Origin of the sequence: Duganella sp. 1224 (assembly GCF_013408245.1) — a bacterium.
Taxonomy (GTDB): Bacteria; Pseudomonadota; Gammaproteobacteria; order Burkholderiales; family Burkholderiaceae_D; genus Rugamonas.
The window spans coordinates 1-15,094 of record NZ_JACBYS010000010.1; the positions used below are offsets into that span (position 1 = coordinate 1).

Annotated in this window: 10 protein-coding genes, 1 tRNA gene and 1 pseudogene; 11 read left to right on the forward strand and 1 reads right to left on the reverse strand. The window is 59.5% G+C overall.

Annotated elements, in window-relative coordinates; genetic code table 11:
* The 11 genes and pseudogenes from tuf to FHW58_RS25940 form a co-directional block, all read left to right on the forward strand.
* Positions 1–327, forward strand: a pseudogene (gene tuf, locus FHW58_RS25890) (elongation factor Tu); the annotation flags it as partial.
* Positions 328–391: 64 nt separating this feature from the next.
* Positions 392–467 (forward strand) — tRNA-Trp (locus tag FHW58_RS25895).
* Between the two features lie 36 nt (positions 468–503).
* Positions 504–887, forward strand: coding sequence for a preprotein translocase subunit SecE (gene secE / locus FHW58_RS25900; protein WP_179676074.1), 384 nt, complete (start codon positions 504–506; stop codon positions 885–887).
* On the forward strand, positions 887–1,504 hold the full coding sequence (gene nusG / locus FHW58_RS25905) for a transcription termination/antitermination protein NusG (RefSeq protein ID WP_179676075.1): 618 nt from the start codon (positions 887–889) through the stop codon (positions 1,502–1,504). Before secE ends, nusG begins: the two co-directional genes overlap by 1 nt.
* A 123-nt stretch (positions 1,505–1,627) precedes the next feature.
* Complete coding sequence (gene rplK / locus FHW58_RS25910; RefSeq protein ID WP_179676076.1) at positions 1,628–2,059, forward strand: 50S ribosomal protein L11; 432 nt, start codon at positions 1,628–1,630, stop codon at positions 2,057–2,059.
* Positions 2,060–2,061: 2 nt separating this feature from the next.
* On the forward strand, positions 2,062–2,757 hold the full coding sequence (gene rplA / locus FHW58_RS25915; RefSeq protein WP_179676077.1) for a 50S ribosomal protein L1: 696 nt from the start codon (positions 2,062–2,064) through the stop codon (positions 2,755–2,757).
* Between the two features lie 252 nt (positions 2,758–3,009).
* The gene (rplJ, locus tag FHW58_RS25920) at positions 3,010–3,543 is read left to right on the forward strand and encodes a 50S ribosomal protein L10 (protein ID WP_179676078.1); all 534 of its coding nucleotides are present in this window, start codon (positions 3,010–3,012) and stop codon (positions 3,541–3,543) included.
* A gap of 66 nt (positions 3,544–3,609) precedes the next feature.
* On the forward strand, positions 3,610–3,987 hold the full coding sequence (gene rplL, locus FHW58_RS25925) for a 50S ribosomal protein L7/L12 (RefSeq protein ID WP_179676079.1): 378 nt from the start codon (positions 3,610–3,612) through the stop codon (positions 3,985–3,987).
* Positions 3,988–4,246: 259 nt separating this feature from the next.
* Entirely contained in the window at positions 4,247–8,356 is a 4,110-nt protein-coding gene (rpoB, locus tag FHW58_RS25930; RefSeq protein WP_179676080.1) for a DNA-directed RNA polymerase subunit beta, read from the forward strand.
* A gap of 133 nt (positions 8,357–8,489) precedes the next feature.
* Complete coding sequence (gene rpoC / locus FHW58_RS25935; RefSeq protein ID WP_179676081.1) at positions 8,490–12,722, forward strand: DNA-directed RNA polymerase subunit beta'; 4,233 nt, start codon at positions 8,490–8,492, stop codon at positions 12,720–12,722.
* Between the two features lie 261 nt (positions 12,723–12,983).
* Positions 12,984–13,598, forward strand: a complete 615-nt coding sequence (locus FHW58_RS25940; protein WP_179676082.1) for an ArsR family transcriptional regulator — start codon at positions 12,984–12,986, stop codon at positions 13,596–13,598.
* On the opposite strand, the gene FHW58_RS27840 is transcribed toward FHW58_RS25940, so the two are convergent.
* On the reverse strand, positions 13,583–14,953 hold the full coding sequence (locus FHW58_RS27840; RefSeq protein ID WP_179676083.1) for a sensor histidine kinase: 1,371 nt from the start codon (positions 14,951–14,953) through the stop codon (positions 13,583–13,585). The two genes, FHW58_RS25940 and FHW58_RS27840, sit on opposite strands and share 16 nt — an antisense overlap.
* Between the last annotated feature and the right edge of the window lie 141 nt (positions 14,954–15,094).

Consider the following 15,094-nt stretch of genomic DNA (forward strand, 5'->3'; position numbering starts at 1 on the left):
GTGGAGCGTGGCCAGGTTCTGGCCAAGCCAGGTTCGATCAAGCCGCACAACCACTTCACCGGCGAGATCTACGTGCTGTCGAAAGACGAAGGCGGTCGCCACACCCCGTTCTTCAACAACTACCGTCCACAGTTCTACTTCCGTACGACTGACGTGACCGGTTCGATCGAGCTGCCGCACGACAAAGAAATGGTTATGCCAGGCGACAACGTGTCGATCACCGTCAAGCTGATCAACCCGATCGCGATGGAAGAAGGTCTGCGCTTCGCAATCCGCGAAGGCGGCCGTACCGTGGGCGCCGGCGTGGTTGCCAAAATCATCGGCTAATAGGATGCCGGATTGCCACCCGGGCGACCGGGTGGTATAATCGCAATCCTTTGTGGTTTTATGTAGGGGCGTAGCTCAATTGGCAGAGCGTCGGTCTCCAAAACCGAAGGTTGGGGGTTCGATGCCCTCCGCCCCTGCCACCGAATCTGGTGCAGGGCACCGAAAGTAAAATATACATGTCTAATCAATCCGTGCAGACCGTCAGCACGTCGAATGACAAGATCAAGGTTGCACTGGCAGTTATCGTTGCAATCGCAGGTGTAGTTGGTTTCTACTACCTGTCCGACAAACCAGCTCTGGTACGCGCAGGCGCACTGGTGGCTGGTTTAGCTTTTGCGGTGTTGATCTTGTGGACCTCGTCGACTGGCCGTGATTTCCTGAATTTTGCCAAAGAAGCTGTCCGCGAAACGAAAAAGGTCGTGTGGCCTACCCGTCGCGAAGCAACCCAGATCACCGGCATCGTGTTTGCCTTCGTACTGGTGATGGCGATTTTCCTGTGGGGCACGGATAAGACCTTGGAATTCCTGTTGTACGACGTCATTCTGGGCATACGAAAATAATGAGCGAAAACGTGCAAGATGATGCGGCCGGTGAAATCCCGGCTGAAGCCGCTCAAGAAGCGGCGCCCGTCAGCGTTCCAGTAAGCAATAAGCGCTGGTATGTGGTTCACGCTTACTCCGGCATGGAGAAAAGCGTGCAGCGCGCACTGATGGAGCGTGTCGAGCGCGCCGGCATGCAAGACCAGTTTGGCCAGATCCTGGTGCCGACCGAAGAAGTGGTCGAAGTGCGCAACGGCCAGAAGTCGGTCACCGAACGTCGTTTCTTCCCTGGCTACGTGCTGGTCGAGATGGAAATGACCGACGAAACCTGGCACCTGGTGAAAAACACCAACAAAGTGACCGGCTTCATCGGCGGCAAATCGAACAAGCCGACCCCGATTCCGGCACGCGAGATCGACAAGATCATGCAGCAGATGCAAGAGGGCGTCGAGAAGCCACGGCCTAAAGTGCTGTACGAAGTGGGCGAGCAGGTCCGCATCAAGGACGGTCCGTTCACTGACTTCAACGGCAATGTCGAAGAAGTCAACTACGAGAAATCGAAGGTGCGCGTGTCGGTCACCATCTTTGGCCGCGCCACCCCCGTCGAACTCGAATTCGGCCAGGTCGAAAAAGTATAAGCAACCGTTCGCCAGAACGGGCGACGGTGTCACCACCCTAGTGAATCTGGCACAAGAGGAGCCCCGTCATGCAATCGAGCGCATCACGGGGCGCTACTACTCATATCCAAGATAGGAGCCATCATGGCAAAGAAAATCATTGGTTTTATCAAGCTGCAAGTGCCAGCTGGTAAAGCAAACCCATCCCCACCGATCGGCCCAGCGCTGGGTCAGCGCGGTCTGAACATCATGGAATTCTGCAAGGCGTTCAACGCCCAGACCCAAGGTATGGAACCAGGCATGCCAATCCCGGTGGTGATCACGGCCTTCGCGGACAAGTCGTTCACCTTCGTGATGAAGACCCCGCCAGCGACCTTCCTGATCAAGAAGCACTCGGGCGTGCAAAAAGGTTCGGCCAAGCCGCACACCGACAAGGTCGGCAAGCTGACCCGCGCGCAAGCTGAAGAAATCGCTAAACTGAAGACCCCTGACCTGACCGCCGCCGATCTGGAAGCCGCTGTGCGCACCATCGCTGGTTCGGCTCGTTCGATGGGCATCACCGTGGAAGGTCTGTAATCATGGCAAAACTGTCCAAACGCGCACAAGCCATCAAGGCTAAAGTAGACACCACCAAGAACTACGCGTTCGATAACGCTGTTGCTCTGGTTAAAGAACTGGCCACCGCCAAGTTCAACGAATCGATCGACGTGTCGGTTCAGCTGGGCGTGGATCCGAAGAAATCGGACCAGGTGGTGCGTGGTTCCGTCGTGCTGCCAGCTGGCACCGGCAAGACCGTTCGCGTGGCCGTGTTCGCCTCGGGCGACAAGGCGGAAGCCGCTAAAGCAGCGGGCGCCGACGTGGTCGGTATGGAAGACCTGGCCGAGCGCGTCAAAGCCGGCGACATGCCTTTCGATATCGTCATCGCTTCGCCGGACACCATGCGTATCGTGGGTACCCTGGGTCAGATCCTGGGCCCGCGCGGCCTGATGCCGAACCCGAAAGTCGGCACCGTGACCCCGGACGTCGCCACCGCCGTGAAAAACGCCAAGGCCGGTCAGGTCCAGTACCGTACCGACAAGGCCGGTATCATCCACGCGACCATTGGCCGCAAGTCGTTCAGCGACGCCGATCTGAAGACCAACCTGTTGGCCCTGATCGATGCGCTGAACAAAGCCAAGCCAGCTTCGTCGAAAGGCGTGTACCTGCGCAAAGTGTCGATCTCGTCGACCATGGGCGCCGGCGTCCGTCTGGACCAGGCTTCGCTGGCAGCGTAAGTTTCAAGTATCAAGACCCCGAGCGGCAACGCTGGGGGCAGTTCTTTGGGATGGCTGCCGTTTCGGCGGCAGCCGCAATCAAAGACCGTTGGGCCGCGTGCATCTGGTAGGCACGCGGTTAATTGAATGTCTCACCCAACGCAGATGGTGTTCCCGATCAAGTTTTGCAGTCCATTGGACTCCTAACCTCGGACGCCGTTGTTCGAACCGATGGCCGGCACTCAAGCTGGTCATTATTTAAGGAGATTGACCGTGGGTCTCAATCTGAATGACAAAAAGGCCGTCGTCGCCGAAGTTTCCGCAAAAGTAGCAACTGCGCAAACGATCGTCGTGGCCGAGTATCGTGGCATCCAGGTTGCTCACTTGACGCAACTCCGTGCCAAAGCGCGCGCTCAAGGCGTGTACCTGCGAGTGTTGAAAAACACCCTCGCTCGTCGCTCCGTTGAAGGCACGCAGTTCGCCTCGCTGGCAGACAGCATGACCGGTCCGCTGATCTACTCGATCTCGGATGACGCCGTTGCAGCAGCTAAAGTCGTCGCCGACTTCGCTAAAACCAACGACAAACTGGTCATCACCGCCGGCAACTACGCAGGCAAGCAGCTGGATAAAGCCGCTGTTGCCGCGTTGGCGAGCATTCCGAGCCGTGAAGTCCTCATCTCGCAGCTGTTGGGCGTTATGCTGGCGCCGGTATCGGGCTTTGCACGTGGTCTGGCTGCTCTGGCAGCGAAAAAATCCGAAGGCGCTCCTGCTGCTGAAGTTGCAGCAGAAGAAGCCCCGGCCGCTTAATCGGCCCGGATTTTTCCCTCAAGTAGCATTCTGAATTAACGAATCAAAAAATTATTGGAGTTTCAAATGGCAATTAGCAAAGACGACATCCTGAACGCAGTGAGCGAAATGTCCGTGATGGACCTGAACGAACTGGTTAAAGCCTTCGAAGAGAAGTTCGGCGTTTCGGCCGCTGCAATGGCTGCTCCAGCAGCTGGCGGCGCAGCTGGCGGCGCGGCTGCTGCTGAAGAGCAAACCGAGTTCAACCTGGTTCTGTCGGAAGTAGGCGCGAACAAAGTTGGCGTGATTAAGGCTGTGCGCGAAATCACCGGTCTGGGCCTGAAAGAAGCCAAGGACCTGGTTGACGGCGCACCGAAGACCGTGAAAGAAGCCCTGTCGAAAGCTGACGCTGAAGCCGGCAAGAAGAAGCTGGAAGAAGCTGGCGCCAAGGCCGACCTGAAGTAATCAGTTGTACCGGCCGCTAACAGTGGATAGTTAGCGCCCTGAGCCAAAGCTGCGGATGCTTCCCCTTGAAAAAGGGGAAATATCCGGCTTTGGCTCCTTTGTCGTCTGTGTCGTATTTGTAGCGTTGTACCCGACGTTGCAGTCCCAATTGAATCAATTGGAAATGGTAGAAGTTTCAGGTTTCGTCTGTGTGACAGACTGCCCGGCCACCCAGGCTAAACCTGAGATTTTTTCCCTTTCTGTCACTCACGGAGTGTCCATGCACTACTCATTTACTGAGAAGAAACGCATTCGCAAATCATTCGCGAAGCGCGCCAACGTTCACAACGTTCCGTTCCTGCTGGCTACCCAGCTCGAGTCCTACCACAGCTTCCTGCAAGAGGATGTAGCTCCGTCCGCGCGCAAGAACGATGGCCTGCAGTCGGCCTTTACCTCGATTTTCCCTATCGTTTCGCACAATGGCTTTGCGCGTCTCGAATTCCTGTCGTACGTGCTGGGCGATCCCGCCTTTGACGTCAAGGAATGCCAACTGCGTGGCCTGACGTTCGCGTCGCCGCTGCGCGCCAAGGTGCGTCTGGTGATCCTGGACAAGGAATCGCCGACCAAGCCGGTCGTCAAAGAGATGAAGGAACAGGAAGTCTACATGGGCGAACTGCCCCTGATGACCTCGACCGGTTCGTTCGTGATCAATGGTACTGAGCGCGTTATCGTTTCGCAGCTGCACCGCTCCCCGGGCGTGTTCTTCGAGCACGACCGTGGCAAGACCCACTCGTCCGGCAAACTGCTGTTCTCGGCCCGCATCATTCCTTACCGCGGCTCGTGGCTGGACTTCGAGTTTGACCCGAAAGACATCCTGTACTTCCGCGTCGACCGCCGCCGCAAGATGCCGGTGTCGATCCTGCTGAAGGCGATCGGCATGACGCCGGAGCAGATCCTGGCCAACTTCTTCGTGTTCGACAACTTCCACCTGCGCTCGGAAGGCGCGGAGATGGAGTTCGTCGCCGAACGCCTGCGCGGCGAAGTCGCGCGCTTCGACATCGTCGATCCGAAGACCGGCAAGACCATCGTCATGAAGGACAAGCGTATCAATGCCAAGCATGTACGCGACATCGACGCCGCCGGCCTGAAGCACATCTCGGTACCGGAAGACTACCTGGTCGGCCGCGTGCTGGCCAAGAACATCGTGGACGCCGACACCGGCGAAGTGATCGCCAACGCCAACGACGAGCTGACCGAAGAAGTGCTGGCCCGCCTGCGCGACGCCAACGTGTCCGACATCCAGACCCTGTACACCAACGACCTGGACCAGGGCGGCTACATCTCGCAGACGCTGCGCATCGACGACACCGCCGACCAGACCGCTGCCCGCATCGCCATCTACCGCATGATGCGTCCTGGCGAACCGCCAACCGAGGATTCGGTGGAAGCGCTGTTCAACGGCCTGTTCTACAGCGCCGACCGTTACGACCTGTCCGCCGTGGGCCGCATGAAGTTCAACCGCCGCATCGGCCGCGATGAACTGACCGGCGCCATGACGCTGTCGAACGAAGACGTGCTGGCCGTGATCAAGATCCTGGTCGAGCTGCGCAATGGCCGCGGCGAAGTCGACGATATCGACCACCTGGGCAACCGCCGCGTGCGTTGCGTCGGCGAACTGGCCGAGAACCAGTTCCGCGCCGGCCTGGTGCGCGTGGAGCGCGCTGTCAAGGAACGCCTGGGCCAGGCCGAGGCCGACAACCTGATGCCGCACGACCTGATCAACAGCAAGCCGATCTCGGCCGCGATCCGCGAATTCTTCGGTTCGTCGCAGCTGTCGCAGTTCATGGACCAGACCAACCCGCTGTCGGAAATCACCCACAAGCGCCGTGTTTCCGCCCTGGGCCCTGGCGGTCTGACGCGCGAGCGCGCCGGCTTCGAGGTGCGCGACGTGCACCCGACCCACTACGGCCGCGTGTGCCCGATCGAAACGCCTGAAGGCCCGAACATCGGCCTGATCAACTCGCTGGCACTGTATGCCCGCCTGAACGAATACGGCTTCCTGGAAACCCCGTACCGCAAGGTGGTGGACTCCAAGATCACCGACCAGATCGACTACCTGTCGGCCATCGAAGAAGGCCGCTACATCATCGCCCAGGCGAATGCCAAGGTGAATGAAGAAGGCAAGCTGGTCGATGAACTGGTGTCGTCGCGCGAAGCTGGCGAAACCATCCTGGTGTCGCCAGAGCGCGTGCAGTACATGGACGTGGCGCCAGGCCAGATCGTCTCGGTGGCGGCCTCGCTGATCCCGTTCCTGGAACACGATGACGCGAACCGTGCACTGATGGGCGCCAACATGCAGCGTCAGGCTGTGCCTTGCCTGCGTCCTGAAAAGGCGCTGGTCGGCACCGGCATCGAACGCACCGTGGCGGTCGACTCCGGCACCACCGTGCAGGCCGTCCGCGGCGGTATCGTGGACTACATCGATGCGGGCCGCGTGGTGATCCGCGTCAACGACGACGAAGCGCAAGCGGGCGAAGTCGGCGTGGACATCTACAACCTGATCAAGTACACCCGTTCCAACCAGAACACCAACATCAACCAGCGTCCGATCGTGCAGCGCGGCGACCGCGTGGCCAAGGGCGACGTCATCGCCGACGGCGCCTCGACCGACCTGGGCGAGCTGGCGCTGGGCCAGAACATGACCGTGGCCTTCATGCCATGGAATGGTCTGAACTTCGAGGACTCGATCCTGATCTCGGAAAACGTAGTCAAGGACGACCGCTACACCTCGATCCACATCGAGGAACTGTCGGTGGTGGCACGTGACACCAAGCTGGGCGCGGAAGAAATCACCCGCGACATCTCGAACCTGGCGGAGAACCAGCTGGCGCGTCTGGATGAATCGGGCATCGTGTACATCGGCGCCGAAGTGCAGGCCGGCGACACGCTGGTCGGCAAAGTGACGCCAAAGGGCGAAACCCAGCTGACCCCGGAAGAGAAGCTGCTGCGCGCGATCTTCGGCGAAAAAGCGTCCGACGTGAAGGACACCTCGCTGCGCGTGCCATCGGGCATGGTCGGCACTGTCATCGACGTGCAGGTGTTCACCCGCGAAGGCATCGTCCGCGACAAGCGCGCGCAACAGATCATCGACGATGAACTGAAGCGTTTCCGCCTGGACCTGAACGACCAGATGCGTATCGTCGAAGGCGACGCCTTCCAGCGCCTGGAGAAGATGCTGATTGGCCAGGTGGTCAATGGCGGTCCGAAGAAGCTGGCCAAGGGCGCCAAGATCACCAAGGAATACCTGGACGATCTGGACAAGTACCACTGGTTCGACATCCGTCCTGCGGATGACGCATCGGCCACCGCGCTGGAAGCGATCAAGGAATCGATCAACGAGAAGCGCCACCAGTTCGACCTGGCCTTCGAAGAGAAGCGCAAGAAGCTGACGCAAGGCGACGAGCTGCAGCCTGGCGTGCAGAAGATGGTCAAGGTCTACCTGGCCGTCAAGCGCCGCCTGCAGTCGGGCGACAAGATGGCGGGCCGCCACGGCAACAAGGGTGTGGTCTCGCGTATCGTGCCGGTGGAAGACATGCCTTACATGGCGGACGGCACGCCGGCCGACGTGGTGCTGAACCCGCTGGGTGTGCCGTCGCGTATGAACGTGGGGCAGATTCTGGAAACCCACCTGGGCTGGGCGGCAAAAGGCCTGGGCATCCGTATCGGCGAAATGCTGCAGCAGCAGATCAAGGTCGAAGAGATGCGCAAGTACCTGACCACGGTCTACAACGAAACCGGCCGTCCGGAAAACCTGGACGACTTCGACGACGAAGAGATCATGAAGCTGGCGCACAACCTGAAGCGCGGTGTGCCGTTCGCCACGCCGGTGTTTGACGGTGCGCATGAGTCGGAAATCCGCCGCATGCTGGACCTGGCTTACCCGGACGAGATCGCAAACCACCTGGGCATGACGCCGTCCAAGAATCAGGTCACGATGTACGACGGCCGCACCGGCGAAGCGTTCGAGCGCAAGGTCACCGTCGGCGTGATGCACATGCTGAAGCTGCACCACCTGGTGGACGACAAGATGCACGCGCGTTCGACCGGTCCATACTCGCTGGTGACGCAGCAGCCGCTGGGCGGTAAAGCCCAGTTCGGTGGCCAGCGCTTCGGTGAGATGGAGGTGTGGGCACTGGAAGCGTACGGCGCCTCGTACGTGCTGCAGGAAATGCTGACCGTGAAGTCCGACGACGTGAACGGCCGTACCAAAGTGTACGAAAACCTCGTCAAGGGCGATCACGTGATCGATGCCGGCATGCCGGAATCGTTCAACGTGCTGGTGAAAGAGATCCGTTCCCTGGGTATCGATATCGACCTGGAACGCAACTAAGACACTGGCCGCTGTCGTTCCGGCGCAAGCCGGAACCCATGCTGATTTGGCGCGAACGTGATGCGCGCTCAGCATGGGTCCCGGCCTTCGCCGGGACGACGACATTGAATTTAATCACTACCTGGAGTGATACATGAAAGCACTGCTCGATCTATTCAAGCAAGTACAGACGAACGAGACCTTTGACGCGATCAAGATCGGTCTCGCCTCGCCTGAAAAAATCCGTTCGTGGTCCTACGGCGAAGTCAAAAAGCCGGAAACCATCAACTACCGTACCTTCAAGCCAGAGCGCGACGGCCTGTTCTGCGCCAAGATCTTTGGCCCGATCAAGGACTACGAGTGCCTGTGCGGCAAGTACAAGCGCCTGAAACACCGCGGCGTGATCTGCGAAAAATGCGGCGTGGAAGTCACGCTGGCCAAGGTGCGTCGTGAGCGCATGGGCCACATCGAACTGGCGTCGCCAACCGCGCACATCTGGTTCCTGAAATCGCTGCCGTCGCGTCTGGGCATGGTGCTGGACATGACCCTGCGCGATATCGAACGCGTGCTGTACTTCGAAGCATATGTTGTGACCGATCCAGGCATGACCCCGCTGAAAAAGTGCCAGATCATGTCGGAAGACGACTACGCCGCCAAGTACGAAGAGTACGGCGACGACTTCACCGCCTTCATGGGCGCGGAAGGTATCCGCGAACTGCTGCGCTCGATCGACATCCACCGCGATGCCGAAACCCTGCGCGTGGAACTGAAGGAATCCAAGTCCGAAGCCAAGATCAAGAAATACGCCAAGCGTCTGAAAGTGCTGGAAGCGTTCCAGCGTTCGGGCATCAAGCCTGAGTGGATGATCATGGAAGTGCTGCCGGTGCTGCCGCCGGAACTGCGTCCACTGGTGCCACTGGACGGCGGCCGTTTCGCGACCTCGGACCTGAACGATCTGTATCGCCGCGTCATCAACCGTAACAACCGTCTGAAACGCCTGATGGAGCTGCGCGCTCCAGAGATCATCACGCGCAACGAAAAGCGCATGCTGCAGGAAGCAGTCGACTCGCTGCTGGACAACGGCCGTCGCGGCAAAGCGATGACCGGCGCCAACAAGCGTCCGCTGAAATCGCTGGCTGAGATGATCAAGGGTAAGGGCGGCCGCTTCCGTCAGAACTTGCTGGGTAAGCGCGTCGACTACTCGGGCCGTTCGGTCATCGTGGTGGGTCCGCAGCTGAAACTGCACCAGTGCGGTCTGCCGAAGCTGATGGCGCTGGAACTGTTCAAGCCGTTCATCTTCAACAAGCTGGAACTGATGGGTCTGGCGACGACCATCAAGGCAGCCAAGAAACTGGTTGAGATTCAGGAACCAGTGGTCTGGGACATCCTGGAAGACGTGATCCGCGAACACCCGATCATGCTGAACCGTGCACCTACGCTGCACCGCCTGGGTATCCAGGCGTTCGAGCCGGTGCTGATCGAAGGCAAGGCGATCCAGCTGCACCCACTGGTCTGCGCGGCATTCAATGCTGACTTCGACGGTGACCAGATGGCAGTCCACGTTCCGCTGTCGATCGAAGCACAGATGGAAGCCCGCACCCTGATGCTGGCTTCGAACAACATCCTGTTCCCATCGAACGGCGAACCATCGATCGTTCCTTCGCAGGATATCGTGCTGGGTCTGTACTACGCGACCCGCGAAGCGATCAATGCGAAAAACGAAGGCATGCTGTTCCCTGACGTGTCGGAAGTCATCCGTGCTTACGACAACAAGGAAGTGGAACTGACCACCCGTATTACCGTACGTATCGTTGAGAATCCAAAAGATCCAGCGACGGGCGAATTCGTGCGCACCGTGACCCGTTACGAAACCACGGTCGGCCGCGCCATCCTGTCGGAAATCCTGCCGAAAGGTCTGCCTTTCTCGGTGCTGAATCGCGCGCTGAAAAAGAAAGAAATTTCCAAGCTGATCAACACCTCGTTCCGTAAGTGCGGTCTGCGCGCGACGGTCGTGTTTGCTGACCAACTGATGCAGTCGGGCTTCCGCCTGGCGACTCGCGCCGGTATTTCGATCTGCGTGGACGACATGCTGGTACCGCCACAAAAAGTCACCCTGATTTCGACCGCCGAGTCGGAAGTCAAACAGATCGAGCAGCAGTACGCTTCGGGTCTGGTGACCGCCGGCGAGCGTTACAACAAGGTGGTCGACATCTGGGGCAAAACTTCCGACGAAGTCGGCAAGGCCATGATGGACCAGCTGAAAGTGGAAGATGTCATCAAGCGTGACGGCACCAAGTCGACCCAGGAATCGTTCAACGCGATTTACATGATGGCCGACTCGGGCGCGCGTGGTTCGGCCGCGCAGATCCGCCAGCTGGCCGGTATGCGTGGTCTGATGGCGAAACCGGACGGTTCGATTATCGAAACGCCGATTACCGCGAACTTCCGCGAAGGCCTGAACGTGTTGCAGTACTTCATCTCCACCCACGGCGCTCGTAAAGGTCTGGCGGATACGGCACTGAAGACCGCGAACTCGGGTTACCTGACCCGTCGTCTGGTCGACGTGACCCAGGATCTGGTGGTGATCGAAGACGATTGCGGCACCTCGAACGGCACCGTGATGAAGGCGATGGTTGAGGGCGGTGAAGTGATCGAAGCCCTGCGCGACCGTATCCTCGGCCGTGTGGCTGGCACCGACGTGGTCAATCCTGAAACCCAGGAAACCATGTACGAAGCCGGCACGCTGCTGGACGAAGACATGGTCGAAGAGATCGAACGCGTCGGCATCGACGAGGTGAAAGTACGCACCCCGCTGACCTGCGACACCCGCTACGGCCTGTGCGCCAAGTGCTACGGCCGCGACCTGGGCCGCGGCCTGCTGGTCAACGCTGGCGAAGCAGTCGGTGTGGTGGCAGCGCAGTCGATCGGTGAGCCGGGTACCCAGCTGACCATGCGTACCTTCCACATCGGTGGTGCGGCATCGCGTGCGGCAGTGGCGTCGTCGGTGGAAGCCAAGTCGAACGGCACCATCCGCTTCACCTCGACCATGCGTTACGTGACCAACGGCAAGGGCGCGCAGATCGTGATCTCGCGTTCGGGCGAAGTACTGATCACCGACGACCACGGCCGTGAGCGCGAGCGCCACAAAGTGCCGTACGGCGCGACCCTGATCGTCAAGGATGGCATGGCTGTCAAAGCCGGCACCGCCCTGGCGACCTGGGACCCGCTGACCCGTCCGATCATCACCGAGTACGCCGGTACGGTGCGCTTCGAGAACGTCGAGGAAGGCGTGACCGTGGCCCGTCAGGTGGACGAGGTGACCGGTCTGTCGACCCTGGTGGTGATCGACGCGAAACGTCGCGGTTCGCTGACCAAGACCATGCGTCCGCAGGTGAAACTGCTGAACGACGACGGCCACGAAGTGAAGATCGCCGGCACCGAACACGCGGTGGCGATCGGCTTCCAGGTTGGCGCGCTGATCATGGTGAAAGATGGCCAGCAAGTGTCCGTGGGTGAGGTGCTGGCGCGTATCCCGACCGAGTCGCAGAAAACCCGTGACATTACCGGTGGTCTGCCACGCGTTGCCGAGCTGTTCGAAGCACGTTCGCCGAAAGACGCGGGCATGCTGGCGGAAGTTACCGGTACTGTGGCCTTCGGTAAGGAAACCAAGGGCAAGCAGCGTCTGGAAATCACCGACATGGACGGCAACAAGCACGAGTTCCTGATTACCAAGGACAAGCAAGTGCTGGTGCACGACGGCCAGGTGGTGAACAAGGGCGAGATGATCGTGGACGGCCCGGCCGATCCGCAAGACATCCTGCGTCTGCTGGGTATCGAAGCGCTGGCGCGCTACATCGTTGACGAAGTGCAGGACGTGTACCGTCTGCAGGGCGTGAAGATTAACGACAAGCACATCGAGGTGATCGTTCGCCAGATGCTGCGTCGTGTTCAGATCACCAATGCGGGCGACACCAACTACATCGTGGGCGAGCAAGTGGAGCGTTCGGAGCTGCTGGAAGAAAACGACCGCGTGGTCGCGGAAGGCAAGCTGCCGGCAACCTACGAAAACGTGCTGCTGGGTATTACCAAAGCGTCGCTGTCGACTGACTCGTTCATTTCGGCCGCATCGTTCCAGGAAACCACCCGGGTTCTGACCGAAGCCGCGATCATGGGCAAACGCGATGGTCTGCGTGGTCTGAAAGAAAACGTGATTGTGGGTCGTCTGATTCCAGGCGGTACCGGCCTGGCATTCCACCGCGCTCGTAAAGAGAAAGAGCAGTGGGAAGTCGAAGAGCGCCAAGCGCTGCTGGCTGCTGAAAAAGCAGCGATGGCTGGCGCCGATATCGAAGCAACCGAAACGGTTACTCCGCACGACGGCGAAGCGTAATACAACACGCTCAATAAAAACGGCACCTTCGGGTGCCGTTTTTTTTTAACACCAGGATCAGGCCCTAATACCCCGTCGCTCCGGCGAAAGAGGGCATTGGGGTCAGGTCCGGCATTTGGACACGGGCTCTGCGTTAGCCATAGTCGAGCCTGTGTTCAAATGTCGGACCTGACCCCGGGGTTTATTCCGTGGCTGAGCGTTGCTTGGCTGGCACCTCGATCAGCATGCCAGTAAGTAGATCGTTCATGCTAAGATTTGGCTATGATTGCTCAAGCCCTCTTCACTCCCGCCCAGCAAAAACTGCTGGGCTTGCTATTTGTGCGCGTCAACCAGGGATTTCACTTGAATGAGATCATGCGGTTGACCGGGCTGGGCAGCGCGTCGGCGCAGCGCGAGCTGAAGCGGCTGCACGAGTCGGGCGTGATCGTGTCGGAGCGGATCGGCAACGTGCGCCGCTTCAAGCCGAACAAGGATTGCATCGTCTTTGGCGAACTGAGTGGGCTGGTGAAGAAAACCTTTGGCCTGGTCAGCGTGCTGAACTCGGCGCTGGCGCCGCTGCAGCATGTGCTGAACGTGGCCTTCGTGTATGGCGCCACCGCCAAGGAGCAGGAGAATATGGATACGCCGGTGGAGTTATTGCTGATCGGCGATAACACCAGCTACGGCGAATTATTATCCCGCCTGCCGGTCGCGGAACGTTTATTGCGCCGTAAAATCAATCCCAACCTGTATTCGATTCCCGATTTTAAACGCCGCCTGCGCGAACAGCAGCCATTTATTCTGGAGGTTTTACGCGGCCAAAAGATTTACGTGTTGGGCGATGAAACCGATCTGGAAAAAGTCAGCGGCGAGGAATTGAATCAGCTGGCCGGGTAATGTATTCGCTGCGGAAAAGATAAGGAAAACCGCGTATAGCTTCCCGCCTGCGATTCACAATCAATTTTCCCGCCAAACGCGGTAATCACTTTCTGGCAAAACGCCAATCCCATGCCTGTCCCGCCGGTGGTATAAAACGGTTCAAAGACGTGCGGCAATACATCGTCCGGGATCCCCGAGCCGGTATCGGTAACAAATAAACGGCGGTCCGCCAGCATAATCTCCACCTCGCCCCGGCCGGCCACCTTGATCGCGTGCAGGGCGTTCTTGAACAGGTTGTACAGCACGTACACCAGCAGCACGTCCGAGCCAAAAAAGGTGAAGTCGTTGGCGCCGCGCACGCTGACCTTGTCGCGCATTGCGCTTTCAAACGGATAGCTGGCCAGCGCCTCGTCCACGCATTTCTTTACCGAGTGATCGGCAAAGTCAGTCGGGTTCAGCGTGCCGGCGCGCGCCGAGGCCAGCATCATGTCGACGATGAAGTTGGAGCGCCGTATCTCCGCCTCAATGTGCTGATTGAGCCGATATAAATATTGCAACTGGGCCGCCGGCAGTGTCGCCGGGATGTGCCCATGCCGGACCGCGCTCTCGTAGCCGGCCAGCAGGTCCGGCAGGCAGCGCGCCAGTATCCGCGACTGGATGCGGATGGTCGCCAGCGGCGTGCGCATTTCGTGGGCGATGGTGGCCGCCACCTCCAGCGGATCGGCCAGCAGGTTGTGGCGCACCATGGCCTGCGCGATCAGCCCCAGGCTAGTGGCGACGAACAGTACGCCGGGCGGATAGAACGCCAGCCCGTAGTTGCACAGGTAATCCACCGAGGCGAAAAAGTAAATCAGCAGGCTGACCAGGCAGTAGCGCAGCCGTGTCTTTTCCGTCGACACTGCCTGCTTCTGGCGCCGGTACAGCAGCCACAGGCCGCGGCCGACCACCAGCACCGTTTGCAGCAGGTGCAGCGGATGCAGCGGCCCGGCCTTGGGGTAGTAGCCGAAGAAGTAGGGATACAGCCCGGCGATGACCCAGTCGCTGGCCAGCAGCAACACGCCCAGCAGGCCGGCCACGGCATACGACAGCGCTACCCAGCGCCGCTCGCCGTGCTGCGCGGTCAGCTCGGCGATGAAGTGGTACAGCGTGGTCGGCAAGAACAGGATCAACAGGTAGCCCAGCCTGGCCAGCGACATGGCTTCGTCCTGGTCGCGCAACTGGAACAGCACCGCCCACGTCGATTGCCAGCAGAACGTGGTCACGCACAGCAGGAAGAACGTCAGGCTGATGCGGCTCATCCCGCGCGATTGCAACACATAAGCGCCATAGCACAGGAAGAGTAGGGCAACTACCGCTGGCAGGAGGGAGTGCATGGCGCTGTCCAGGACGAGTGAACGGAACGCCAGTATTGCGCGGGCCGCAGCGGTCCGCTTGATTTTCACGCCAGACTTTGCGACAGATCAAACTTCCTTCGTGCCAACTCACGCCTAGTGGAAGTTGCCCGGTTGCCGGGT